At 38.0% G+C, this 25968-nt stretch carries 27 protein-coding genes and 1 rRNA gene; 19 read left to right on the top strand and 9 right to left on the bottom strand.

What is annotated here, in order from left to right; all coding sequences use genetic code 11:
* From rrf to HF876_RS16385, 9 genes are all read left to right on the top strand, one after another.
* Positions 1 to 70 (top strand): 5S ribosomal RNA (gene rrf / locus HF876_RS19400); the annotation flags it as partial.
* Positions 71 to 165: 95 nt separating this feature from the next.
* The gene (locus HF876_RS16350; protein ID WP_169361117.1) at positions 166 to 375 is read left to right on the top strand and encodes a hypothetical protein; all 210 of its coding nucleotides are present in this window, start codon (positions 166 to 168) and stop codon (positions 373 to 375) included.
* Positions 376 to 642: 267 nt separating this feature from the next.
* Positions 643 to 1602 (top strand): nuclease-related domain-containing protein, encoded by a 960-nt coding sequence (locus HF876_RS16355; protein WP_169361118.1) that lies wholly within the window; start codon positions 643 to 645, stop codon positions 1600 to 1602.
* Positions 1603 to 1774: 172 nt separating this feature from the next.
* Entirely contained in the window at positions 1775 to 2641 is an 867-nt protein-coding gene (locus HF876_RS16360) for a helix-turn-helix domain-containing protein (RefSeq protein WP_169361119.1), read from the top strand.
* A 228-nt stretch (positions 2642 to 2869) separates the two neighbouring features.
* Positions 2870 to 3241, top strand: a complete 372-nt coding sequence (locus HF876_RS16365) for a GntR family transcriptional regulator (protein WP_169361120.1) — start codon at positions 2870 to 2872, stop codon at positions 3239 to 3241.
* Positions 3241 to 4128, top strand: coding sequence for an ATP-binding cassette domain-containing protein (locus tag HF876_RS16370; RefSeq protein WP_169361121.1), 888 nt, complete (start codon positions 3241 to 3243; stop codon positions 4126 to 4128). The genes HF876_RS16365 and HF876_RS16370 overlap by 1 nt, the downstream gene beginning before the upstream one ends.
* Positions 4112 to 4843 (top strand): hypothetical protein, encoded by a 732-nt coding sequence (locus HF876_RS16375; protein ID WP_169361122.1) that lies wholly within the window; start codon positions 4112 to 4114, stop codon positions 4841 to 4843. The genes HF876_RS16370 and HF876_RS16375 overlap by 17 nt, the downstream gene beginning before the upstream one ends.
* Positions 4840 to 5550 (top strand): hypothetical protein, encoded by a 711-nt coding sequence (locus HF876_RS16380; protein ID WP_169361123.1) that lies wholly within the window; start codon positions 4840 to 4842, stop codon positions 5548 to 5550. The genes HF876_RS16375 and HF876_RS16380 overlap by 4 nt, the downstream gene beginning before the upstream one ends.
* A gap of 15 nt (positions 5551 to 5565) precedes the next feature.
* Positions 5566 to 5703: a hypothetical protein gene (locus tag HF876_RS16385; RefSeq protein ID WP_169361124.1), complete on the top strand. Its 138-nt coding sequence runs from the start codon at positions 5566 to 5568 to the stop codon at positions 5701 to 5703.
* Positions 5704 to 5778: 75 nt separating this feature from the next.
* On the opposite strand, the gene HF876_RS16390 is transcribed toward HF876_RS16385, so the two are convergent.
* Positions 5779 to 6918, bottom strand: coding sequence for an FAD-dependent monooxygenase (locus HF876_RS16390; RefSeq protein ID WP_169361125.1), 1140 nt, complete (start codon positions 6916 to 6918; stop codon positions 5779 to 5781).
* Between the two features lie 75 nt (positions 6919 to 6993).
* Between HF876_RS16390 and HF876_RS18980 the strand changes: the two genes are divergently transcribed.
* Positions 6994 to 7974 carry a GNAT family N-acetyltransferase gene (locus HF876_RS18980; protein WP_240949810.1) on the top strand — a complete coding sequence of 327 codons (981 nt, stop codon included), beginning with the start codon at positions 6994 to 6996 and terminating at the stop codon, positions 7972 to 7974.
* A 75-nt stretch (positions 7975 to 8049) separates the two neighbouring features.
* Here HF876_RS18980 and HF876_RS16405 read toward each other — a convergent pair whose 3' ends face one another.
* Positions 8050 to 9042 carry a PQQ-dependent sugar dehydrogenase gene (locus HF876_RS16405; RefSeq protein ID WP_169361126.1) on the bottom strand — a complete coding sequence of 331 codons (993 nt, stop codon included), beginning with the start codon at positions 9040 to 9042 and terminating at the stop codon, positions 8050 to 8052.
* A 161-nt stretch (positions 9043 to 9203) separates the two neighbouring features.
* Here HF876_RS16405 and HF876_RS16410 point away from each other — a divergent pair, with 161 nt between their 5' ends.
* Both HF876_RS16410 and HF876_RS16415 read left to right on the top strand, forming a co-directional pair.
* Entirely contained in the window at positions 9204 to 9938 is a 735-nt protein-coding gene (locus tag HF876_RS16410) for a sulfite exporter TauE/SafE family protein (protein WP_169361127.1), read from the top strand.
* A 20-nt stretch (positions 9939 to 9958) separates the two neighbouring features.
* The gene (locus HF876_RS16415) at positions 9959 to 10918 is read left to right on the top strand and encodes a D-2-hydroxyacid dehydrogenase family protein (protein ID WP_169361128.1); all 960 of its coding nucleotides are present in this window, start codon (positions 9959 to 9961) and stop codon (positions 10916 to 10918) included.
* A 211-nt stretch (positions 10919 to 11129) separates the two neighbouring features.
* Here HF876_RS16415 and HF876_RS16420 read toward each other — a convergent pair whose 3' ends face one another.
* The gene (locus tag HF876_RS16420) at positions 11130 to 13277 is read right to left on the bottom strand and encodes a M28 family peptidase (protein WP_169361129.1); all 2148 of its coding nucleotides are present in this window, start codon (positions 13275 to 13277) and stop codon (positions 11130 to 11132) included.
* A 123-nt stretch (positions 13278 to 13400) separates the two neighbouring features.
* On the opposite strand from HF876_RS16420, the gene HF876_RS16425 reads away from it, so the two are divergent.
* The 3 genes from HF876_RS16425 to HF876_RS16435 all read left to right on the top strand — a co-directional run bounded on the left by HF876_RS16425 (position 13401) and on the right by HF876_RS16435 (position 16166).
* On the top strand, positions 13401 to 14015 hold the full coding sequence (locus HF876_RS16425; protein WP_169361130.1) for a PH domain-containing protein: 615 nt from the start codon (positions 13401 to 13403) through the stop codon (positions 14013 to 14015).
* A 147-nt stretch (positions 14016 to 14162) separates the two neighbouring features.
* Complete coding sequence (locus HF876_RS16430; protein WP_169361131.1) at positions 14163 to 14978, top strand: VanW family protein; 816 nt, start codon at positions 14163 to 14165, stop codon at positions 14976 to 14978.
* 15 nt (positions 14979 to 14993) lie between these two features.
* Complete coding sequence (locus HF876_RS16435; RefSeq protein ID WP_169361132.1) at positions 14994 to 16166, top strand: PstS family phosphate ABC transporter substrate-binding protein; 1173 nt, start codon at positions 14994 to 14996, stop codon at positions 16164 to 16166.
* 33 nt (positions 16167 to 16199) lie between these two features.
* On the opposite strand, the gene HF876_RS16440 is transcribed toward HF876_RS16435, so the two are convergent.
* From HF876_RS16440 to HF876_RS19205, 4 genes are read right to left on the bottom strand one after another with little or no spacing between them, the layout of a single operon-like run.
* Positions 16200 to 16616 carry a DUF3021 domain-containing protein gene (locus tag HF876_RS16440; RefSeq protein WP_169361133.1) on the bottom strand — a complete coding sequence of 139 codons (417 nt, stop codon included), beginning with the start codon at positions 16614 to 16616 and terminating at the stop codon, positions 16200 to 16202.
* Complete coding sequence (locus tag HF876_RS16445) at positions 16617 to 17072, bottom strand: LytTR family DNA-binding domain-containing protein (protein ID WP_169361134.1); 456 nt, start codon at positions 17070 to 17072, stop codon at positions 16617 to 16619.
* 51 nt (positions 17073 to 17123) lie between these two features.
* A complete protein-coding gene (locus HF876_RS16450; protein WP_169361135.1) occupies positions 17124 to 17867 on the bottom strand; it encodes an ABC transporter permease in 744 nt (247 codons plus the stop codon).
* Positions 17868 to 17879: 12 nt separating this feature from the next.
* Positions 17880 to 18599 (bottom strand): ATP-binding cassette domain-containing protein, encoded by a 720-nt coding sequence (locus tag HF876_RS19205; protein WP_169361136.1) that lies wholly within the window; start codon positions 18597 to 18599, stop codon positions 17880 to 17882.
* Between the two features lie 170 nt (positions 18600 to 18769).
* Here HF876_RS19205 and HF876_RS16460 point away from each other — a divergent pair, with 170 nt between their 5' ends.
* Positions 18770 to 19924, top strand: coding sequence for a YecA family protein (locus tag HF876_RS16460; protein ID WP_169361137.1), 1155 nt, complete (start codon positions 18770 to 18772; stop codon positions 19922 to 19924).
* A gap of 60 nt (positions 19925 to 19984) precedes the next feature.
* Here HF876_RS16460 and HF876_RS16465 read toward each other — a convergent pair whose 3' ends face one another.
* Positions 19985 to 21673: a methyl-accepting chemotaxis protein gene (locus HF876_RS16465; RefSeq protein WP_169361138.1), complete on the bottom strand. Its 1689-nt coding sequence runs from the start codon at positions 21671 to 21673 to the stop codon at positions 19985 to 19987.
* A 325-nt stretch (positions 21674 to 21998) separates the two neighbouring features.
* Between HF876_RS16465 and HF876_RS16470 the strand changes: the two genes are divergently transcribed.
* Positions 21999 to 22556: a DUF6434 domain-containing protein gene (locus tag HF876_RS16470; RefSeq protein WP_169361139.1), complete on the top strand. Its 558-nt coding sequence runs from the start codon at positions 21999 to 22001 to the stop codon at positions 22554 to 22556.
* A 59-nt stretch (positions 22557 to 22615) separates the two neighbouring features.
* Here HF876_RS16470 and HF876_RS16475 read toward each other — a convergent pair whose 3' ends face one another.
* Positions 22616 to 22816, bottom strand: coding sequence for a cold-shock protein (locus HF876_RS16475; protein WP_169361140.1), 201 nt, complete (start codon positions 22814 to 22816; stop codon positions 22616 to 22618).
* A 367-nt stretch (positions 22817 to 23183) separates the two neighbouring features.
* On the opposite strand from HF876_RS16475, the gene HF876_RS16480 reads away from it, so the two are divergent.
* Together HF876_RS16480 and HF876_RS16485 are read left to right on the top strand one after the other, a co-directional pair.
* Entirely contained in the window at positions 23184 to 23990 is an 807-nt protein-coding gene (locus HF876_RS16480; protein ID WP_169361141.1) for an MBL fold metallo-hydrolase, read from the top strand.
* Positions 23991 to 24216: 226 nt separating this feature from the next.
* Positions 24217 to 25596, top strand: a complete 1380-nt coding sequence (locus tag HF876_RS16485; protein ID WP_169361142.1) for an IS1096 element passenger TnpR family protein — start codon at positions 24217 to 24219, stop codon at positions 25594 to 25596.
* The last annotated feature ends 372 nt before the right edge of the window (positions 25597 to 25968 follow it).

The following is a 25968-nucleotide window of genomic DNA, read 5'->3' on the forward strand; positions in this document are numbered from 1 at the left end:
CGGAAGTTAAGCTCTTCAGCGCCGATGGTAGTTGGGGGTCTCCCCCTGCAAGAGTAGGACGTCGCTGGGCACCAAAGGAAGTCGTCACCGAGTAATCGGTGGCGGCTTTTTTGTTTTGTCTTTTACAGGAAAGAGCCGAAGGTCAATCTCTCTCCCTAAGGAAGTGTGCGAGAAGCCGGAGGGGTAAAGAGTTCGAGGAACCGAACGACCGAGGCTGACGAAGAAATCTGCCGCCCATCTGGTTTCGCAGCCACTGATGGTAGTTGGAGGGTCGCCCTTGCAAGAGTAGGAAGTCTTTGGGCAACTAAAGGAAGTCGTCACCCAGTAATCGGTGGCGGCTTTTTTTACTTTTATTATTACCAAAGCGAAAGATAATCTCTTCATCGAAGCATACAACTGAGAATCCCGTTGCAATTTATAATTTATGTCGAATACAACCTTTAAGTTTTTCCTCTAAATTGACATTTCCCGGGAAATAGAAACTATATACGACAGAAACAATCAAAATAAAATTTTCAAAGAGTAATAACGAGGAAAATAGAAAAAAGAGCTGATAATTGGAGGGAAAATAAAAAAGTTATTAAATGTGTAAAATTTACATTTTCTAAAATTATGTTATATTATGCAAAAAGGAGGGAAGATTTGATTTTAAAAGAGCAGGCTATTAATTATAATTATATTGGCTTACAAGCACTGTATGAACGCTTAGGTAATAATCATGTACTAAAAGAACGTATTCACTCCAAAATATTATCTGCTAAAGCAGGTATTATAGGAGAGAAAAATGTAGAAGCCATTTTCCGTAAATATAGTTTTCCTTTTGACTATGCAGTTTTGTTAGACTTAAATCTGAGTTCTAATGGTAAATTTCAAATTGATGCCTTATTCATTACTCGACATTATATACTAATTTTAGAGTCTAAGAATATTGTTGGAACCTTAAGTTTTGAAAGAGATCCATTCTGTTTAAGAAGAGAGTTAGAAAGTGGTCAGGTAGATATATATGAGAGCCCAGAGGTTCAATTAGAACGAAATATTAATTTGCTTCAAAAATGGTTAAAAACGAATGGTTTAGATATTCCAGTAATAGGAGCAATAATATTAGGATCTACAAAGTCAAGAGTTCATAAATCTCCAGTTACCTCTCCTATTATGTATCCTACTACTATCCCCAACTTTATATGGGGGCTCCCAAGAGAGAAGGCTTACCTATCGCTAGAACAGTTTCAGCAGGTGACTAATAGTTTAAAGAACAATCATGAGGATTATTGGCCTTACCCTATGTGTGAAACCTGGGGAATAGATCCGAAAGATTTGATTAAAGGTGTTCAGTGTCCTGTTTGTTCTTTGTTCGGAATGAAGAAAATTAAAGCTGGTTGGTATTGTGAGGCGTGTGGACAGGTAAATCGTAAAGCACATGAAAAAGCAATAAAAGAATGGTTTATTCTAGTAAAAGACAGCTTGAATAATAAAGAATGTAGAGAATTTTTACAGTTAAACTCGCAGCAAGCAACTTTACGAATTATAAAGTCGATGAATTTAAAAGAATGTGGATCGAATAAGAGAACCTTTTATAGAAAAAGAGATAATCGGTCGGTTTAATGGAATAATCGGTCGGTTCGAGTAAAAAATCGGTCGGTTCCAGTGAAAAATCGGTCGGTTCTCCCCAATAATCGGTCGGTCGCCAAACTTTTAGCCTCAACTTCCGCAAAAAATATCAAAATATTCAAGCCTATACCATATAAACTGTAGTTAATAGGAGGTGCATGAGCGAATGAAGATCATTCATCAGACGATCAACTGGTTGGAACAGAAAATGGAGGAGGCAGTTCGAAATGAAGAAGTGGTACAAGTCACTGGCTATTCTTTTTATCATTTCCATCGGTTATTTCAACAAAAGGTTGGAATGTCGTTACACGAATATGTTCGTAATAGGAGACTTACCTTGGCAGCTCAAAGACTAATTTATACAGATGAACGAATTTTGGACTTGGCCTTAACTTATCAATTTGAGTCCCAGGAAGCTTTTACGAGAGCTTTTCGTAAGGTGCATGGTTTGCCACCAGGGAAGTATCGAACACTCATGCGAACCTTACTAGAAAAAACAGAGGAGGTAGAGGTTATGAATGGTTGGTTTTTAAGTGGGGCAACCCCACAAAACTTTGAGATGGGTAGAGATTTTCAAGTGGTGCACAAGGGAAATGCTTCCGGTTATTTGCGTTCCATTAAGCCAGTAGGAGAAGAACAGTTTGGGACAGTTATGCAACAGTTCCATGCTAGTAAATACTGTGGGAAACGATTAAAGCTCTCTTGTTTTATTAAAACTGAGGATATACAAGGATTTGCAGGTCTTTGGATGCGCATTGACGCCAAGGATGGCGATACCCTTCAGTTTGATAATATGAGTAATCGTCCTATTACTGGTACAACTGGGTGGAACTATTATAGCGTCGTCTTAGATGTACCCGAGCATGCAGGAGCGATATATTTCGGTGTTTTACTACAAGGCTCCGGAATGGTATGGATGGATGAGTTTACTTTTGAAGAAGTAGATGAGAAAACTCCAACAACCAATTTAAAAGCTCCGGATAATATGCCTGCAGAACCGATTAACTTAAATTTTGATATAGAGCTAAATTAGTCGTATGAAAATAAAAAATATAGTAGGTTATCTTTTAATAGGTTTTACATTTGTAGTAATTATTCTTATCAAGTTCTTTATCGGCAATAAATTCTTTGAGTTCTTGATCACATCCTAAGGGTGTGATTTTTTTTATTGTCCAAATTGTATAGACAATTATATTTTTATGTTATATACTACATTACATCACTAATGCACTAACTTTAGATTGAGAGGAGACTTACCGCAATGATTTTAAATTCGGATAGTGCAAAGCCCATCTATGTACAAATTGCGGAATGGTTAGAGAATGAGATTATAGCCGAGCATTTTAAAGATGATGAGAAAATTTACTCCCAATACCAGCTTGCAGAGCTGTTTAATATTAATCCAGCGACTGCAGCGAAGGGGTTAACGATACTAGTAGAAGAAGAGATTTTATATAAGAAAAGGGGACTGGGAATGTTCGTAGCGACAGAAGCCAAGGCAATGATATTAGCTAAACGGAGAGACCAGACGTTGACGCAAATGGTATCAGATTTAGTGATGGAAGCTAAAAGATTGTCAATAACCAAAGAGGAGCTAATTCAACTCATACATAAATGTGAGGAGGAAGTCTAATGAAGGTAGTTGAATGTCGAAATGTCAAAAAAGTTTTTCATCGGACGAATGCTTTGGAGGATGTAAGCTTCGAGCTAAGTGATCGGAAAATTACAGGGCTAATTGGCCGCAATGGAGCTGGGAAAACAACCTTACTGAAAATACTATCTGGTTTTACCAGCCATAGTTCTGGAGAAGTGCGCGTTTTCGATAGAAGTCCCTATAATGATTTGTTAGTATCTGCGAACAGTATTTTAGTGGATGACCAAATGACTTTTCCTGACACACTGAATTTAGAAGAGATTTTGAACATGGCTCCAGCCTTTTATAAAAAATGGGATGGAGAGCTTGCTAAAAGACTAATGGATTATTTCAAATTAAATCCTAAGCTTAATCACTCTAGCTTATCTAAAGGAACAGCTGCTACGTTTAATCTAATTTTTGGGCTCTCTACTCGTTGTGAGCTAACTTTGCTTGATGAACCGATGAATGGGATGGATGAAGCAGTAAGGTCAGACTTTTACCGAGCGTTGCTAAAGGATTATATAGCTCATCCTCGTTCTATTTTAATCTCTAGCCATCATTTAGCAGAGATTGAGCACTTGTTGGAGGATATCCTCTTGATTCACCAAGGAAGGGTGGTTTTACATCAACCGCTTGATGAAATAAGAGAGTATGCCGTGGGATTACAGGGGAATGCAACTGATATTGAAAGATGGACGCAAGGGGAAGAGGTTTATTTCTCCAAGCAGTTAGATCATCAAAGAAAATATGTTGTTGTAAAATACAATTCTTCTATAGAGAAGGCTCGAACAGAGGGTGCTATGCCCCAGGCTTTGTCGGCGAGCGATGTGTGTATGTATGTGACGAGTGAAACAAAGGAGGGGATTGATGATGTTTTTAAGTAATGTCAGTTTAGGAAGCATAGTAAGGATGCAGGTTAAATTCAAATTACAGGCATATATAGGGGCTGTTCTATCGCTTATATTTATACAACTATTAGGTTTACTTCTTACTAGTAGCACTGGAATGATAGGAACAAGCAGTATTGGTACAGAAATTACTATCAACACATACACACTTGATGGGGTCTTATTCTTTGTAGCTGCATGGGCAGTATTTGTAGGGAACTTAATCACGACGAAGGCCTACCGTTATGATGATTTTACGTTTGTTTCCACACGCCTAAGTAGCAACATCGCGAATATTGTGGTGTTGATGATTGTCAGTGCCGTTGCGGCGGTTACTACTTTTTTATGTACATATTTGTTGAGATTATATCAGGTATTGTTTAGTAACGTGGTGTTTATTGACGGCCCGGGAATACTGGATGAGCCTGTGGCAACAATGCAAACTTTACTCTTACTATTCATCTTAATATCTATGTTCACTTCCTTTGGATATTTAATGGGATCCTTAGTCCAAAAGCATAAGGCATTGATATTAATTTTTCCGATAATTCTCGTTGGGATAGTAATGAGTTCTATAGGGCTTAATATTATAGAATTTTTCTTTATAGTAGAGGGAAACTTGTGGGTATTCATGCTTAAAATATTTGGTTTATCAGTAATTTTCTTTTTAATTTCAGTTGCAGTATCTAATAGATGGGAGGTAAGAGCGTGAGTGGTGTATGGATAGCGTTCATAGTAGGTCTGCTCCCTATTGTTCTAATATTATTAATATCCTTTATATTAATAGGTGGTATAAAGAAAAGTACAAAAAATTTACATGGTTCCTTGCAGCTTAAAAAATATATCGTTTTCGCTTATATTGTCATACTATTTATAGCAATGTTAGTTTATGAGCTCATGCCTAATAACCATTTAGAGCTGTTGACGGAGGAAGAAGTTCAGGTGCTAGAAGTAGAAAATATTGAATTAGAAGAAGCTTTAAAAAACTACGAGGAGAATAATCTTACTGAAAGATTTCTAATAGATGAGTGGTCTCATGAGTTAAGTGGAAATACGTTATCTATAGGCTATGAAGGCACTGATTCTTATTCCACTAGATTTGTTGTAGAATGGACAGATGCTACAAATCAATTGATAGAAGGTAAAGAATATAGATCTAACTTTATTATAGAAGGTATTCTCTTAGATAAAATAATTCCCTTACATGAGCTATATTGGGCTGGAAACCATTTATCTGTGAAGGAGCCAATAGGAATAAATCTGGAGTTTAGTGAGTTTTCTAACCGTTTAGTAAATCTACCAAAAGCTAGCAGTGGCGAAACCTATTCCTATCAGAATGTAAGAGGTATGACCTATATTCACTTAAAGGTTCCAAAGCATATAGAGATTGATGATGCTTTAGGATTGCAAATATATTAAGGGGAGGAAATAGTTTTGGATATAATAGCAGGAATAGCATTAGTACTTATCGTATTTTTCTCTTCTAATATAATCGAAAAGAGATTAAAAAACATTGAAAGACAAAACGAGCGTGTCATTGAAATTTTAGAAAAAATACGGGATAAAGAATAGTAAAGTGCCTGCTAATGCGGGCACTTTTTCTATCTTATAAGGAAAAGTTTAAAGCTGGCATCCTTCCAGCAGCTCTTATAGTTTTACATCAAATAAGAACTTAAGACGCCATAGTAAAGACTTTGAAGGGAGGAGGGGAAAGATCAAATCACGAGCAGCTGCTATTGGGCTAAAAGAAATTTGGGCAATCGCTCCAATTTGTCTGGAAAGACGAATCACCTTTCCGGTACGTGCTACTCGTTTTTCATTGTAAAAATCTAATACGCTTCTTATATCTTCAAATTGTTTAAAGCCATTCCCGAGGACTATTGCATCTTCGATAGCTTGTCCAGCACCCTGACCCATATTTGGCGTAGTCGCATGGGCTGCATCACCTAATAGGACAACTCGATCGAACACAAAATTTCGGAGTGGCTTGATATCTGAAATGTCATGGTGAAGAATTTGTTCAGAAGGTGTGCTAGCAATAATATCGGAAACCGTTTCAGGGAAATGATGAAAGATAGATGACACTTCATTAGGTTCAAGCTGTTGATAGGTTGGATTTCTTGGAGAGGTGTTAATACAAGCAAACCAATAAATGAAACCATCTTTCATAGGTGCCATACCAAATCTCCCTTTTGTGGACCAAAGCTCTGTGGATGTAAATTCTTTTACTCGACCATTGTTTTCAGTTATCCCTCTCCAGCAAGTATACCCAGCATATCTTGGTTTAGATTCAGGAACGAGCTGTTGGCGAATAGGAGAGTTTATGCCGTCTGCTGCTATTAAAAGCTCAGCTTCAAAGGCTGTCCCATCCTTGAAAAAAGCAGTAACCTTATGCTCATTTTGCTCAACACGTATACATCTTTTATTAAATTCAATGGTATTTGTTTTTAGATTTTCGAGAAAGGTTCGATGGAGGTTTGCTCGATGGATGGTGATATTCTCTTGTCCAAACATTTTTTTAAGAACCGAGAAATCGATCGTATTGAGCACTTTTCCATGCATGTCCTGAAAGACTTGTGTGTTTAGGATATAGCCATTGCGGAATATCTCCTCTCCAACACCAATCTCCATTAGTGCTTGCATAGCATTGGAGCCAATTCCTATTCCAGCACCAACTGGGTGGAAAACTGGAGCAGACTCAAACACGTGCACCTCATGACCTTGCTTTTGCAGAGTAACTGCTGCACAAAGTCCTCCAATACCACCTCCTACGATGGCAATGTTCACTGAAATCACTCTCCTTAAGTACCTCTAGTCTAGCAGAAATTTTATGATATGCTAATTAAAAGAGGAGGGAAAAATATGATTTCATTGGTCATTTATGAGTCCAAGCATAAAGAGGCATTAGAAAATTATCCGTTGTCTGAAGAGCAATTAGGCTTCACAGGACACCCAATAGAAATGCTTAAAAAGGTTGAAATGTGTCCTACCTATACACCGATTGTTATTTTAGACGGTGAACAGGTTGCTGGATTTTTTGTATTGGACACTGGAGACGATAAGTTAAATTATACGGATATGAAAGACAGTATCCTACTTAGAGGTTATTCTGTTCATCCTAGTTTCCAAGGGAGAGGAATAGCAAAGTTTTCTATGCAGCTTTTACCCCAGTTTGTAATGGAGCATTTTCCATCTATTAAGCAGGTTGTGCTCGGTGTAAATGAGGCTAATAAAGCTGCACAGGCTGTCTATTTAAAAAATAGGTTTATCGACGAGGGGCACAGGTACTTAGGAAGTGCCGGAATCCAATTAGCTTTGTGTCTTAAGGTTGACCAGGTAATAGTAAGGAAAGCAATGCCTGGAGATGAACAAGGGATCGTGGATGTATGTGTGGCAGCCCAATGGAACACATACAAGAATTTATATTCCATGGAATACATAGAAGGTGTAATTGAAAAGTTTTATACTGTGGATAGAATTGAAAAGGAAATTGCAGAAACCAATCGTTTTTGGAACGGATACTTCGTCGCTCTATTGAACAATGAAATAGTTGGAGCTATAGGCGGTGGGGTAGATGAAGAAGGAATTGCTGAAGTATACGTTCTTTACTTGGATCCAGAGAAACGAAATAAAGGGATCGGGACCAAGCTTTTAAACTATTTATCGGATGTTCAGAAATCGAAGTATGGTGCGCACGAGCAATGGGTGTCGGTAGCCAAAAACAATATGCTTGGAATTCCTTTTTACGAGTCACGTGGCTTTATCTTTCAACACGAGGAGCAATCTTATGAGAGTAACCTAGAGGACCAAGCAATTTCCTTAAAATATAAGCGAAAGATTTAAAGGTAAGAGGCTGGATATACCTCCCATAAAAAAGTGAAACCGGAAAATCCGATTTCACTTTTTTACTTCCTTTATTTAGTTTAATTTATATAAGATATCATCTTCTTCGCTTGGATTACCACGTCCATCGGTATTATTAGTGACAAAGTACAACGATTCCCCATTAGAGAAGACATCACGTACCCTACCGAAGCCAGTGATGGATTGTTCAACCTTACCAGTTTCTACATTCATGACCTTTACAGCTTCTCCGCGTAGGGAAGCGACATATAGCTTTCCTTTGTGAAAGGTTATTCCAGAGGGTGCCCATGTCTCGTTACTGCCAGAAGTGATAAGCGGTGTTACATAGCCGTTCTTAGTTTCAGATCCTTCAATGATGGGATAGCCATAGTTCTTTCCTTGCTCAATTAAATTGACCTCATCATTAGCTGACTGGCCATGCTCTGCCTCAAAAAGAGTCCCATTCTCGTGCCAGGCAAGTCCCTGTGGGTTACGGTGACCAGAGGAGAAAATTTGGAATGATCCATCCTCTTCCATTCGCACAATTTTACCGTTCAAGGAATTTTCGTCCTGAGCAAGCTCAGGGTCACCTGCATCTCCAATAGTTACATATAGCTTATGATCAGGACCTATCTCCAGTCGTCCACCATGATGGATATTACCGGTCTTAATGTCATCGAGGTGTATTTCAGTTTCCTGCCACTGATTATTCTCTCGTTTTAGAGTCACTACACGATTAAAGGATTCCCCGTCTTTGTCATACGTATAATAGGCAAATGCCTCATTGGTTTTACTGAAGTCAGACTTTAATACAAAGCCGAGAAGTCCGGCTTCTGCCGCGGAGGACAAGGTATCCGAAAAAATGACTTCCTCATGGGTAACGGTAGACCCATCAATGACAGCTATTGTACCTACTCTCTCTGATATATAAAAGATACTGTCCTGTTGGTTGATTGCCCAAGGGATTTCTAAATTGGTTGCTATTTTATCTGCGGCTTCTTTTTCTGGTTCAGCTGCTTCTTCTGAGCAACCAACTAATAGAAGTGTTAAAAGTATGAGTCTTTTCATATAAAAACCTCCTCTAGTTACTACTTCTAGGAATGAAATGCAGATTCCTGCTCTTTACCTTAAGTTTTACAAATGAGAAACGATAGATTCTATCAAATTTACTTATCATAAATGGAGGAGTATGCTGAATTAACAGAGAAGTTTAGAAAGAAGGAAAAATAATGGAATTTCTAATATTTTTTATTATTGGGATTGCAGGAAATATGGTTGGTACGCTAGTTGGAGGGGGAGGACTGATCAGTCTTCCAATGATGCTGCTAATGGGCTTACCGATTCATTCAGCTATTGGTGCCAACAAGGTTTCAAATACTGTGAGCTCCCTATCTAGTTTTTTAGTTATTTTTACTAAAAGGGAAGTGTCAGCGAAAGAAGCGCTGTCTGTTCTAGTATTTTGTTTAGGCGGAGGAATTTTAGGGGGACTTACGGCATCCTTTCTAAGTGGGGAGACACTCATGGTCATAGCCATCCTGTTATTAAGCTTTGCTTTCATTAACTCATTTATGGGAAAAGGAAATTTTGATGGGACATCGACCTTTCAGTTGAATAGAAAAACAATACCATCCTTATTAGGTATAGGCATTTATGATGGAATGTTTGGCCCAGGGAGCAGCACCCTTGCCCTTTACTTGTATGCCAGCGAAAAAATTGCATACATCAGGGCTGTTGGCCTTGCTAGAATCGGTGTATTCGCAAGCTGCTTTGGTGCTTCTATTACGTATATATCCACGGGGAAGATCATGTGGCCAGTGACCATTGCTTTAATGATTGGTGCAATTATTGGAGCGCAGCTAGGTGTAAGGCTTGCCCGAAAATTAAAATCAGAGCATATTAAGCCTTTACTAAGAGTAGTAACCGTATTATTGATTGTGCAAATAATTTGGGATTATGTGAAGTAATAAGTGAGGAGGAAATGACGATGAAATTACAATGTGCAATTTTAGATGACTACCAGCAGGTCGCTTTAAAAATGGCAGACTGGACGACTATTGAGGAGCAGGTGGAGGTACACTCCTTCTCACAGCATTTCGAAAATGAAGAAGATCTAATAGAGGAAATCAAAGAGTATAAAATTATTGTGATTATGCGAGAACGAACTGCCTTCACGGCTTCTTTATTTGAAAAATTACCTAAATTAAAACTCTTAATCACCTCAGGGATGAGGAATGCCTCGATTGATTTAGCTGCTGCTTCAACGTATGGAGTAACTGTATGTGGTACTGCGAGCTCCTCTGAGCCACCGACTGAGCTTACTTGGGCACTACTCTTAAATCTCGCTAGAAATATTACTTTGGAGAATAGAGCTTTAAGAGAAAACGGTCCATGGCAAAGCACAGTAGGAGCAGATTTACACGGAAGAACGTTGGGACTCCTTGGATTGGGTAAAATCGGAGGACGTATGGCCACGGTAGCCCAAGCATTTGGGATGGACGTTATTGCATGGAGTCAAAACCTTACGAAGGAAGATACAGATAAATTAGGAGTTCGCTTAGCAAATTCAAAGGAAGAGCTCTTGAAAACAAGTGACTTCGTGTCGGTTCACCTTGTATTAAGTGACAGAACAAGAGGAATAATAGGCAAGCAGGAATTAGAGCAGATGAAGCGTAGTGCTTATCTCATCAATACATCACGAGCAGCAATCGTAGACCAAGAGGCATTAATAAAAGCACTAGAAGAAAACAGGATTGCAGGAGCAGGCTTAGATGTATTTGAGGAAGAGCCAATGCCAGAGAAACATCCATATCGTACGCTACCTAACGTCCTGGCAACCCCTCATTTAGGATATGTAAGTGAACATAATTACCGCGTCTACTTTACAGAAGCGGTAGAGGACATTGTAGCTTTTCTTGAGGGAGCAGAAATTCGGAAGATAAATTAAGCCAGTGGGCCAATAATTAGGGGGACCGACCGATTAATAGCGCGAACCGACCGATTATCCGGGAAAACCGACCGATTATGAGCGAGAACCGACCGATAATGAATGAGAACCGACCGATAATCCGGCAAAACCGATCGATTATGAATGAAAACCGACCGATTCATACAAAAGAGGCACAAGACTATCCCATAGTCTTGTGCCTTTTTCTATCTTACTTCAAATTTTCTAACTGTCTGCCTAGCTCTCTTAAATCAGCAACTTGCTCTGAGGTAGTTGTTTTTAGTAAAGCTTTTTGATTGGTTAATGATTGTTTGAGTGATTCAATTTCTTCTGTTAAGTCAGCATTTTCTATGTCGCTTTTTTCTTTAAGAGAATGGATGACTTCGTACAGATCTTCATGACCAACAATTCTTCCAGCACCCCACATCAGCTTTTGGGCAGGTGCATCTATCACGTAGTCTGTGAAGTAATCAAATACTTCTTGATCGAAATCATAGGCATACCAGTTGTTATCGATGTTCCATAAATATTCATCCAAAGGTGTAGCAAGATCTCCATCTTCTAACGCTTCAATAGAAAGCGATAAATTATTTATATTGTTTTGTGCGTGCTCGTAAGGGAATATAACAACGTCTTCCCAAGTCAGGCGAGTGAAGCTGTCCTCAGCATGCTTGAATGCAGCTAATAAATCACTATTAAGCTGACGGCTTTCGTTATAAAGCTTTTTAGCCGCAGCTTGGTCGTCTTTAGCTAGGGCATTTAAGTAATCCTCATTAATCTTTGCAACTCTTTTGTTTACATCCTTTGCTGTATCCATTACATGGTCAATTTCGTCAATCAGCTCGTCCTTAGATACCTCTGCTTGTTCAAAGGCATTTTCATCAATTGTTTCCTTCATAGCATTCAAACGAGTGGTAAAGTCTAAAGGCACCACAGCTGTTTTGTCGTAATGCATAGTTAGAAGACCATATAAATTCAAGTGGAATTTAAAAGCGTCCTCATTATACGTTTCTTCGGTATCAAATTGTGAATGGTAATGAGAGCGCATAAAATCGCTATCTTGGAAATCATTACGTAAAGCTGGAACCCCAGCAATATTAAAGGAAAAATCATCTGACCAAGTACGCAATGGAGATATTACAGAAATTCCATCTTTATAAACACCTTCTACAGCTGGAACATCTTTAGAGAATTCTGTAAGGTAATTGTTCAATTCGTATGTAGCACGAATCTCGTCCTGGGTCGTGTGCTCATATGCAGGGAGCTCAAAGTTCATGTTAGCAAATGCTTTTCCAGCCCATTCTGGGTGAATGTTAAATATTTGATTGTATGCACCAGTGGACCAGTCATAGCGAGAATTTGAAACTCCCCACTCTTCAGCAGCAAGTGCGTTAAAGATAATCGTTTTTTCTGGCTGATAGCCGCTATCGATTAGACCCTTGGCTACTCCCATCAATAATCCTATGGCAGCATGATCATCCTGGAATCCTGTGAAGTAGGAATCATAATGGGCAGATAAGATAATATAAGACTCTGGATCCTTCCCTACGATTTTTCCATAATAATTATAGGATTTGCCATCCATTTCAACAGTAGATTTTGCATCAAATTTCACTTTCAAGGAGCCCGTCTCACTAGCTTCCAATGATTTTTTTAACTTATTTCCATCCGTTTGGGACATGGAAAATGCAGGAGCATCATCCGGTCCACAAAAATCTTGAGCATTTAAGGCATCTGGAGAGACTTCTCCATAACCAGCTTCCTGTACAGCTATAACTCCTGCTGCACCTTTTACATGAGCTTGGTATGCGGGGTAGTTGATCCACCATTCCTCACGCTGATTTATGTCTATTAAAACGAGCTTGCCTTCGATGTCGAGTCCATCTAAGTCCTCAGCTGTGGCCTTGCCACCGTAAACAATGTCGTATTCCTTGACGCCATTTGTATTGAAATTAACCTGGTAGCCACCAAGAACCGCTAAATGCTCTTTACCGTTTTCATCCGTAAACGTTAAATCGGCTTTTTCAAATGTCCAAGTATCTAAAGTAAACTCGTCCTTCGTTACTTCTGTAAGGCCGATTTTCTCCATTTCTTGTCCAATTTTTTCTCCGGACTTGAGTTCTGCCTCAGAACCAGCTGTTCGGTATCCAAGCTTTTCATTTGTTTTAAACTCTTCTAAGCTTTTAGTAAATTCATAGGCATAATCTACATCAACAGATGATAAATAATCATCTTTTAACTGATTGATTACTCCGTCCTTTACTTTATCTTGATCATCTTTTGCCTCTTCGTCCTTACAGCCTGTAAGAGTAAGCCCTACAAGAAACGATATTGCAAGTACTTTTGCTAACTTTTTCATTTATCACATTCCTTTCCTCTCATGTAGAAATTAATATTATCAAAAAATAATAATTTTTACCACTTTTCTTTGTGAATAGAAAGGAGTACGATAGGATAAAGTTACGTAAAGGAGAGCGATCATATGTTTAAAAAGTTGGCGTCAGATGCATTGGGTATTTCAGACATTGGAGTGGTTGTTTCTAAAGCAGATTTTGATAAAACGGAGTCTGATGATTTTGTCATGCATGAAGCAGGTGAAGTGGTTTATTTTCTTATTAAAACTAAGGCAGATGAATATTGCTTTACTAACCTTGCTTTAATTCATGTAGACGGAGAGAATGCCCTTAGTAAGAAAAGAACGCTTCGTCGCTATGATTATGCTTACTATCCAATCACCGATGTAGCGCTTGAAACTGCAGGAACTATCGATCTGGATATGGAGATTAAGTTCACGATTGGAAATGTGCCATTAAGCATAGATATCCATAAAAAGTTTGCTACGGAAATCAAAGATCTTTATAAGGCAATCCATACCATATCAACTCAAATGCTAGACAACAAAAAGAAATTTGATATTGCTCAAAATAGCTTAGGCTACGCTGCCCAGTCAGTAGGAAAGATGGAAAGTAAAGACATTACTCCATTGTCTTCGTTCGAATCGATAACCCAGTTTTCCTCCAACTGGATGCTAGAGCAAAAAGACAAATACATGAAAAAAGACTTCAAGGACGTATTTGAATTATTTATAAATGCTTAAAAAGTATGCCACTACCTATTAAAGGTAGTGGTTTTTATATTTTATCTCGTAACTAGGAGCAGTGTTAGGTTCCCAAAATATCTTCTTATTTCTGAATAAATGGTCTATTATTGATTGTATACCATTTATAGGGAGTTGAAGTGGATAATGGAATCACTTGAACCGAGAAATAGAAGTCGGATGCGTATCTACTTTGGGAAGAAGTATTTCCGTATGAAGCGTTATATGGATTGGTATGCTGGGAAGAAAAAGTATGCTTTAAAAAAGCAATCAACCAGAAAATCGGAGATCATTGCGACTCATCAAACCCAGTTGCTACGTGAATTAAAAGACGTAGACATGTGGCTGCAGCACAATAAAATTACTAATCTTAAAATAGCTATTAAGCAATTAAATGTTGTCATCGTCCAACCAGGTGAAACATTCTCTTATTGGCGATTAATTGGAAATACGAGTAAGAGAAAGGGATACGTTGAAGGAATGATTTTACACTATGGAAAAGTTACTGTTGGAGTAGGTGGAGGGCTTTGCCAGCTATCAAACCTTATTTACTGGATTACATTACATACACCACTTCAGGTGAAGGAAAGGTATCGACATAGCTATGATGTATTCCCGGACTCTAACCGAAGTCAACCTTTTGGAAGTGGAGCTACATGTGCATATAACTACCTGGATTTGCAAATCAAAAATGATACTAAGCAGGCTTATCAACTAGTACTGTATCTAACCGATACCCATCTAGTAGGGGAATGGAGAGCAGATAATCCTTCTACTAGAACATACGAGGTGTATGAGAAGGATCATTTGATTTCCTTGGAATATTGGGGTGGCTATGTCCGACATAACAGTATTTATAGGAAAGCCTATAATATGCAAAGTGAATTAATAGACGATGAGTTCATTACTCAAAATCATGCAATCATGATGTATGAGCCAATGTTAACGACATCTAGTGAGTAATAGGAGTTGGTAAAAATGGAGGAAAGAAAACAAAAGTCCTTGAGTGATAAAATTTTATACGCAGTATTTTGGCTAATCTGTATTTTTTTCATTGCCTCATTTCTCTTTATTGTAATTATTTTTACTGGCAACATGCATTATACCTCGATGTTAGTTACTGGAGTCATGGTACTGTATTTATATTATCTATTCTATTTGTTTAATTTTTTCACTACTAAAAAAAGAAAGCAATGGGTTTTAGGGGTAATGGGAATGGCCTTAGTGATCAGTGCAATTACCCCGGTCAAAAAAATATATGAGAATAATATTCCGACTGTAGATGCAGAATTAAATGTTTGGGACTATCAACCATTCATGGAGCCTTTAAAAATTGCAACTCTAGAGGAGGAGTCAACTTTTAAAATTACAGAGGACTTACCAAGGTTGGACGGAGCAACGGCTTTGTACCCTTTGTATGCTTCTTTTGCTCAAGCTGTTTATCCCGAAAAAACATATGAGCCATACTCCAGTGAAGTCATGGTAAATACGACTCCCGATGCATACAATAACTTAATCCAAGGAAAAGTGGATATGATCTTTGTTGCAGGCCCCTCTAAGGGGCAAATCAACCATGCAAAGCGTAATGGTATGGAGCTTAAACTTACACCGATTGGAAGAGAAGCATTCGTGTTCTTTGTTCATCAAAAAAATGAAGTGGACGAGCTAAGCCTTCAACAAATCCAGGATATTTACTCAGGGAGCATTAATAATTGGCAGGATGTCGGGGGAAGCGACGATTCTATACGAGCATTCCAGCGTCCCGAAGGCAGTGGGAGTCAAACGGCTTTAGAAAATCTAATGGGAGAAATTCCTTTAATGGAAGCACCGACTGAAGATATTGTTAGTGGGATGGGGGGAATTATTGAAGAAGTAGCTCAATACAAGAATTATAAAAACGCAATCGGGTACACATTCCGATTCTATTCGAACGAAATGGTTAAGAACGATCAGATTAAATTATTAAATATTAACGGAATTGCACCTACAATAGAAAATATTCGTAACAACCAGTATCCGATTGCATCTGAATTTTATTTAGTGACAACTAATACGGATAATCCTCATGTTGATGAGTTTATAGAATGGATTCTATCTCCTCAGGGTCAGGAGCTGGTTGAGAAAACGGGTTACGTGCCAATGATTGAATAACAAAGAGCTGCTCCTACCCGAAGCAGCTCCTTGTTATTCCGAGATAGAATTTAAATTTTCGTTCAATTTTTTGGCTTGTAGACGGAAATAGTAGTAGAATGCCAGCCAATGTAAAATATAAACAATAATGAAAATTGCCAGGCCAATTCCAAAGCTTAACAAAGTAAATGGTATCCAGCCAATAAAGAAAGCTAAGATAAAGTATGCTACGAAGACGGTAAGAAAATGGAAACCGGTAGCCTGCATCATAGTAAAACGCTTATTCTCAAAGTAGAGTGGGGTTACTGTAAATAACCAACCACAAAATATAGAGCCTAAAGAATTTTTTAGAAACAAAGCCCCGTTTAACGTTTCTCTGTCGCTAAAGAGTACTACCCCGCTTGTAAAAACTACTGATATGAATGCTCCAAAGAAAATCCCAATCATACTTCTAAACAAAAATGTTTTCATTTATTTTTTCCTCCTATTCATTTTCAGTGCGTCCTTAATGTGAGCGACGTATGTCCTAGACACATATTCCTTTGCTCCGGATTTAAAATACACACATAGCGTTCCATTGAAAGAAGCTTCAAATCGATTAAGCTCATAGAGGTTTGCTATAACAGATTTTGATAAACGTATAAATTTGCTTGATGGTAGCATTTCCTCTAGCTCATATAGCTTTTCCTTTAATTTGTATGAGCCGGTTGCTGTTACTGCATAGACTGCTTCCTGATCTGTATGAATATAATGAATATCCGCGGGCTTTAAGATGTGTTGCATTTCATCGATTTTTCCAACTAAAAATTCTATTTCACTGCCTTTTATAAATTCCAGTAAGTCCTGGACTGGTCCATCTAGCGTAGGTGTTTCGATTTTAACCAACGTCTCTTTAAAATCACTATCAATATTTAACGATACTTTCATCTTTGACACCTCTCTTCTTTAATAGTGTAAAGGTTCTGATAATAATTGTCTTTAGATTTTCCGCCTGTGCATGAAGCGAATAATAAGAACCGATACAAATAGAAGTACTCCAATATAGCTTCCAGCGAGAATGGTTTCAATAGTTAGAGAGAGCTGGCCGTTCCATACATCTATAAACATGTTATTCATATGATAGAGTGGGTTAAGCTTTGCTGATACTTGTATAAAGTTTGGCATTAGGTTAATTGGCTGTGCGAAGCCGCCGGTAAAAATAACGATTTGCATAATAAGGATAGAAAATACAAGAGCACTGTTTATATTATCAAATAAGGAATAAATAGCAGATGCCATGATTAGTAAGACAATGTTCATAGCTATAAAAAAAGCATAAGAAGAAAACATATCGAGTAGCACGAAGGATAAATCATACATAACTAATCCAATGCTAAGTATCATAAGATAACCTAAGGTCGTAATAATAATCGCTCGTAAAATGCTTGAGGCGAGTAAAATGTTTTTGGGAACAGGAGACAAGCGTATTCGTTTTTCCACACCAGTTATACGGTGGTTAACCTGATCAAAGCCAAAAGCAAAAAATATTACCGTAAATGTGATGAGTAATATAAAGGATGGTGTGTAAGATTGAGCATAGTTTAGACCATGATCATACGTCATTTCCCCATATAACTGACCCATAAAAATATACGTTACGGGTGGGATAATAATGGTGAAAAACATATAAAAGACTTCTCTACTAAACATAAGTAAATCATATTTTAATTGTGTAGCTAGCATTAGAATTGCCTCCTAAATATCAACTTTTTGAAGATAAAAATCATGTACAGAACGATAGCCTAAAGCTAAAATACTGTCAGTAGTTGAAAAAACTTCAGTTATTCCATTATTGATAAGTAAAACCTTGTCACAGTATATCTCCACCTCATCCATATTGTGGGTAGTCAAGATGACAGTGCCCCCAGTGCGTTCATTGTATTCAGTAATATAAGACCATAACAAATTACGCATATGTGGATCTAATCCGGTAGTTGGCTCATCTAATATAAGTAGCTTGGGCTCGCACAAAAATGCAATCGCTAGGCTAACAATCTGCTTCCAGCCACCTGATAATTTATCGAAATACTTGTGGCGATGGGGATCTAACTTGAAGTCATGTATAATTTGTTCTAAAGCAATGGAGGACCTATAGTAAGACCTAAACAATTTTAATAATTCCTCCACCTTTAATGTTCGATAAAATTGGGTTGGCTGAAGAACGACAGCAATTTGTTTTCTAAGTTCTTCTAAACGGCTCATGGAGGCTAATCGAATGTCTTCTTCCAACACATAGACAATTCCTGTATCAAATTGTTTGATGGTCATAAGAATTTCTAAAAAAGTAGATTTACCTGCTCCATTTTTTCCTATCACCCCTATGACTTCTCCAGGTGACGCTTGAAAATCTATTCCTTTTAAAACCTCCTTCTCCCCGTACGATTTTTTTAAATTTCTAACTTCAATGATATGCACAAATATCACTCCCGTTTTTCTTATAAACTAATTGTATGATGAGATGAGGTGGTATTCGAGCATATTTCGGTAAGAGGTATTTTAGTTTGGCCAACCTGTAGGAATTGATAGGTCAGTTGCATTTAACTACTAAAAGGAAGTATATTGATAGTATCAAAGGAGGAATTCTAATGAGTCAATCATTCTTAAACAAAGTAACCCCCCTTATCAATCATGAAGAGAGATTGGTCAGAGAATTTGCATCGTATGTACTAAATCAATTTCCATTTACACCTAGCAAGGTGGTAAATGAACAACTGACGAATGCGTTACATGCTGATGAACAAGAAAGAGATACTATTCTAGTCTGGGGACAAGAAAATAACGTTACAGAAGAAACGTTCCCGATTCTGATGAAGCTCCTCCAAAAGGTAAAAAAATCGAAAAGACATCTAGTCCTTCAATATGTCATGAACCTTCCTTCACAGGTTCTAGTAGACAAAGCAGAACAGCTTACTCCCTATATAGGAACAGAGTATACTGATTTCAATAAGCTACTGTTGGAGGCAAGCGAGGATACACTTTGGAAAACGTATGAGGACGTTGTGGGTGACGTTAACCGCGATGGCTTTAATGCACTTGAATTTCAGAAGTCGAAAAAGCTGCTTGAGCGACTGATTGATGTTGGCAGCTATGGGAAACAGGAAGTAGAGAAGACCCTACAGCAAGAACTAGGGGAAAAGTTTTTCTCCGTGTTTGGTATTTTGGCAGTAAGAGCGGTTGGCCTACTACAGTTAAACGAATATATACCTACACTTGTATCCCTACTAGATAGAGAAGAAGAAATTCTATTAGAAGAATTGGCAGTTGCATTAAGTAGCTTTCAGACGGATGACGTAGTAGAAGCAGTTGCTCCATATGCGATGAAGAATGAGACGTGTATTTATGCTGCTAGTATTTTAAAAGAAACAAAAACTGAAAAGGCAATAGAAGTGCTGGTAAAGAGCTACGACAAATTAGATGAAAGTGGTAAAGAGACGGTTATCGAATCCCTGACAGCCCAATTAACAGAGCAAGCCTTCCCGTTGATAGAGGATTATCTCCATAACGGCTATCATGGTGGATTAATTGATCTTGAACAGACGCTTTATGCGTTCTATACAGTAATGGGACATTCCCATCCATCTATGGAAGAGTGGAAGCAAATTGCCGAACAAAACGCCATAGAATTCGAACAAGAGCAACAAGCACAAGCACCTCAGCCAGCAGTAAGCGAAAAGGTCGGTAGAAATGATCCCTGTCCTTGTGGTAGTGGAAAAAAATATAAAAAATGCTGTGGGAAATGAGATATTAAGCATAGCCATTTAAATATAAAATGCTGCCGGACTCATATGCCCGGCAGCATTTTATGCTAGCTTAAATTTATTTATTTCCTCTTGTAAGTCCTGTGCATTTTGTGAAAGTTCAATTGCTACACCGCTGACCTGTTCCATGGTAGCAGTTTGTTCCTCAATAGCGGCAGCAATACCTTCAACATTAGAGGAAGCATTTGTAGCCCCGTTAGCGATTTCCATGGCAGAAGCAGAAACTTGTTCAGCAGATGCAGAAATCTCTTCAGAAGTTGCTGAAATCTCTTCGATTTGGACATTCATCTGTTCTACTCCAGTGACAATTTCCTCGAAAGCATGTCCTGCTTCACCAATGATTTTCACTCCAACTGTTACAGAACCTAGTGATTCCTCAGCTGCTTTTTCTACATTGCCTGTATCTAGTTTGATATCCTTGATTAAATCGACAATTTGATTGGCAGATTGTCTAGATTCCTCAGCAAGCTTACGAACCTCGTCTGCAACAACTGCAAATCCTTTCCCATGTTCGCCAGCACGTGCTGCTTCAATCGCCGCATTGAGCGCTAGTAAGTTAGTCTGCTCTGTAATATTCGTAATTACATTAGTTATATTTTCAATTTCCAAGGTTTGTTTACTTAGTTTTTGAACTAAATTATTCATCATCTCAGAGGAATGATTTATGGTGTTCATCTGTTCACTTGCCTGTTGAATAATTTTACCTCCAGCCAGTGCTGTTTGATAAGTTTGGTTCGAGTTGTCGTATAAGTGCTGTGTTGATTCGGCAATGCGTTGAACTCCTGTTGCAGTCTCTTCCATAGCTCGAGAACTTTCATTGGCCGACTGGGCAGCAGACGATGAGGCTTCTAAAGTATCATTAGCTCGGTTAGCCATTTCATTTGTAGAAGCAGTTACCTCTTCGGTGCTTGCGGATAACTCCTCGGCAGCAGCACTTAGATGCTCCGAATTTTCATGGATTCGTTTAAGTAACGCTTGAAGATTATTTTTCATTTGATTAGTAGCTGTAGCTAGTTTTCCAATTTCATCATTGGAAGAGTAGTTCAGGTCTTCCCCCGATAAATCTCCAGTAGCAATTATTTCGGCTGCGTCTACCATTTTTATTAATGGATTAGAGATTTGCTTACGAGTGAACCACATAAGGAGAACTCCATTTAGCAAAACAAATAATAACATAACAATGGCTACAATGTTGGATAGAGTCATGGCACGATCTGTTTCTTGAGAGATTTTTTTCAGTTCTTTATCCTGATAATCAAGCATTTTTTGTGCAACTTCTAATATACCATCGTTAGCAGGAGTAATTCGGTCCTTTAAAATTCTTGATCCAGAGCTCATAACACCGGTTTTTGCATATTCTAAATATATCTCTGAAGCTTCATTGAACTCATTTTTATAAACATAAATCTCCTCTACATAAGCTTTCATTGTTTTAGAGCTGGCAAGAGAAGCAATTTGAGCAATTTGCTCATCCACATACTGGATATAGTATTCAAGCTGCTCCTTCGTTTCCGGAGAATTATCGATTAACAATTCTTGAGAATATTGCCCCTGCATTCCAATACCAAAACGAATCTCGTCAATTACTCGTAATTGGGTGACTCTATAATCAAGAGCCTCATCCACCTTAGATTCTACATTAGCAGATGTAAGCATAGCCGTTACAGTAGAGATTAATAATAAAATTATAATGACGATAAATGCGATGTTTAACTTTTTTCCGATACTCATAAGCTGCCTTCTTTCCCGTAAATATAATCACCTCGTTTTTATCGGCTATTAGTATTGGTATTTGAAGTATGATTATGGAAAATTATTGATAATTGGAAGTTATTGATAAAAAATTAATAAATAAATTATCTTAATAAAACATGGTGACATGGAGTTAACTCCACCCTTTAAAGTAAAAATAGGGGAGGGATTCTATATGGAGATAATCGTGTACAGTTTAATATGTATGGGATATAAACAATGGTTGCTGGAGTGTTACAATGGAAGGAAAAGGGTTTTATAGATCCTACGGTATTAGTAGGTCGGTTAACTGGAGGGAAAAGAGATGAGACCACAACTAACTAAAGATATAAACATAGAAGAATTTAAACAGTATTATTGGTTAAAGGAAGAGCTCCAAGCGTTTTGTAGAGAGCACCTTATAAGCCCAGCCGGTTCGAAAGGAGAAATTGCTAATCGAATAGAGGTATTCCTTCACTCAGGAGAAATACTCCAGCCAGTCAGAAGAGCTAAAATCTCTAAAGTAGAAGAACCACTTTCTTTGGATACTGTTATAACAGAAGGACATCGGTGTAGCCAACAAGTAAGGGCATTTTTTCAGGAAGTCATTGGACCAAACTTTCATTTCTCTACTTATATTCAAAATTATTTTAAAAACAATATAGGAAATACATATCGGGATGCAGTGAACGCTTGGATGGAGGAGGAAGAACGTAAGAAAGATCCGACTTACTCGAAAGCGATTGCACCTCAATTTGAATATAACCAATTCACGAAAGATTTCTTTGCAGATCCTAACAATAAAGGGAAGACACGTCAGGATGCTATTCAAGCATGGAATACTATTAAGCAGCTACCAGGAAGTAATAAATATCAACAATAAAAAGCCGTACATTCGAATTGCTTCGAGTGTACGGCTTTTATCAAATTAATTCCGAAGAATTAAAGTTTTACGATGTTAACTGCTTGTGGTCCGCGGTTACCTTCTTCGATATCAAATTCAACTTTTTGACCTTCGTCAAGAGATTTGAATCCGTCACCTTGGATAGCTGAGAAATGAGCGAATACGTCGCTTCCACCTTCAACCTCGATAAATCCAAAACCTTTTTCTGCGTTAAACCATTTTACTGTACCTTGTGTCATGTAAAAAACCTCCATAAAATAAATTAAATAATATAAATCTTTCAACAGATAAAAAAATTCACATATTAGAAAAAGTATCGACAAACATTTCACGATCACTTTTTGTAATATGTGAATTCAATGTTTTCTTTTGAAGCAATTTAACTATTGAACTTAGTATATAACGTTTAATGTCATTTGTCCAGTAATGTACTTAGGTTATTTAAAATTCTTTTATTAACCGAATAAGTAGAAGCACTTAAGTCTACTGCTTTTCTTAAAGGTAACGCAGTGATACCAGCACTTGAAGACCTTGAATAGAGTGAATAGTCATTCATTTTATGGTATTCTTTTCTAAAATAAATCTTTGTTTATAGGGGTGGTTGAGATGCTTTTCAAGAAACAATTCGATGTTTCGACTAAAAGTGGTGTAATAATGGCGAATGAAAAGGTGTCTTTTCAAGGCGTGAGGTTAAATGTACATTGTTTCGTGGTAGATGGTGTCCTCATTGATACGGGATCACAGTCACTAGAGAATGAGATCAAGCCTTTTTTGAAGCAGCAAGAGGTGGAGAAGGTCATGATTACTCATCATCATGAGGACCATACTGGCTGTGCTGCTTATATGCAGGAGCTGGGGAAACGGATCTATATGAAAGAACATTTCATAGATCAATGTCAAAAGAAAGCAGACTACCCCCTTTATCGCAAGCTGTTTTGGGGTAAGAGACAGCCCTTTAAAGCTAATCCGTTAGGCGAAACATTTACCTCTAAATCAGCTACCTGGGATGTCATCCCAACACCGGGTCATGCTAAGGATCATCTAGCATTGCTCAATCGACAAACGGGTCAATTGTTGACAGGTGACCTTTATTGCCAAGAACGAACAAAGATTATTCTTCGAGAAGAAAGTATTCCAACCATCATAGAATCCCTTCAACGGGTCCTCACCTATGATTTTGGGGATGTCTACTGCTGTCATGCAGGGTATTTAGAAAAGGGAAGAAGATACTTAGAGAGAAAGTTACATTATTTATTAGAGATGCAGCAACATATTTTGCAGCTTCACGCCGAGGGGAAAAGTGAAAAAGAGATTACCAGTATTATTTTTCCAAAGAAATATCCTATTAATCGGTTTTCTCTGGGTGAGTGGAGCTCCTTTCATATCATCCGCTCCGTTATTAACGAGCAGTAGCATGAAAAGGACTAAATACATAGTAGAGTCCTTGCCTGACAGGAGGACTAGCTTTTCGTGGTTTATATACAAGCCATATTTACTAATGTGATACTCTATTCGAGCAGAAATAGACCCTGCTAAAATACATTAAATAGAATACTTGCATAAGTCTACTCCCAAAAGTAGTTTTTACTCGATGAAAACCGCTTAATACCGTATGATTAAAGGAGGAAGGTGAATTTATTTGAAAGCTTATATTTTAAAATTATCATTTGAGCACGTAGATCCGAAGGTGTGGAGACGGGTTATTCTGCCGGCAGATGCGACATTTAATAGACTTCATGAGACCATTCAATACGTGACAAATTTCCGAAGCACGATGGAAGCTTATCATTCCTTTGGAATAGCAACAAACGATAAATACATTACGAATAATGAAACGATCTTACATGAGTATAAAGGAAAGAAGTACGAGGGTAGAGAGGTTAAACAGCCAACCCGTATCAAGATTGACTCGTATCTTCAGGAAATGGGTTACCTCATTTATAACTACGACTTCGGAGACGATTGGCGTATACGTGTAGAGTTAGAAGAGACAGTTGAGGATTACTATTTTGGTTTTCCTACTATATTAGAGGGAGAAGGAACTGCCCCACCCGAAGATGTCGGTGGTCCCCCAGGGTTTGAAGAGTTTAAAAAAATTATGGATAATCCAAATCATCCTGATTACTTACATATGTTTGGATGGGCAGAGCAACAGGGGTATAAACCAATTGATATAGACAGAACAAATGACTTGTTAAAATTTGTGAAATACAAAAAAACAGAATGGGACAAAATCGACCATGATAACTATCTTGTTCTTTCGGATAAGTATCGAGGTGTGAAATCCAGCCCACAAGGTGAGATAGAAGATAAGGAAACGGTATTAAAATATGTAGTTGCTTGTACCAACCTTTACGGGGTTATTGATTTCCCTAAATTTCTAGAGATTTATAATGCACAAAACAATAAAGCATTGACGAGAAATGAATTATTGTCATTTGTAGATAATTCTTTGGAATCGCTACAAAATCAATTTGTACGTGTGGATAAAGATGAATTCATACATACAACGATACGTCCCAATGACTATAAAATCATAAAGGATAATGCGAACGGGAAGCCTTATTATATCCCAGCAAAGGAAGAGCTTCTTCGATATGCGGATGCGAACTATTATGAAGCAACAATCTATCAAGAAAAGCTTGCTTCCATGATGCAAAAGGATTTCTTTGGTGGCAGCTCCTTAATGATTAAAGAAAACATGGATCAACTAATCCGTGAGATGCAAACAGTCGGCAGTAGTATTAATATGGTGGCACAGCAATTTGCGGTACGTCATCAAATACAAGATCAAGAACTTTTTAATAAGTATGTACAGGCAATTGCTTTCGTATCCGTAACAACTCGCCTTTGGATCAATAGAGGACATACGCCTCACGAGATCACATTGATGGAGCAGCCAGATCTAAAAACAGTCTCAACTAAATCAGAGACTACAAAAACTGATACAAAGGTTGGCCGAAATGACCCTTGTCCTTGTGGCAGTGGTAAAAAGTATAAAAAGTGCTGTGGTAAATAAGTTAGAGAAAGAGATCAGGACAAAAGTTCCCTCAAAATAGAGCGTAGTTGTTTTCCGTTACAGCGGACGCTTTCCGGGGGCACGGCTTAGGCCAACAGGATGTTGGTCAGGAAAACGTTGTCACACGATGTGACGTTCTTAGTTTTCCCTCCTTGAAATTCCCTCGCTGCGCTCAGTCCGGGGCTTTCAGCTCGTGCTTTTCCCCCAGGAGTCGCCGCTCTCCTCTCCAAACAACAATAATAGAGAGTTTTTTATTAAAATCGGTTACCACTAAAGTAAAGACGTGAAATCAGCAATGGACTGCCCCCTGTCAAGTAGACAGTGTAAATAATAAAAATTGAACTAAGCGGCTTGAGCTCTGAATTCTAAAGG

The sequence above is a fragment of the Psychrobacillus sp. BL-248-WT-3 genome (assembly GCF_012843435.1).
Taxonomy (GTDB): domain Bacteria; phylum Bacillota; class Bacilli; order Bacillales_A; family Planococcaceae; genus Psychrobacillus.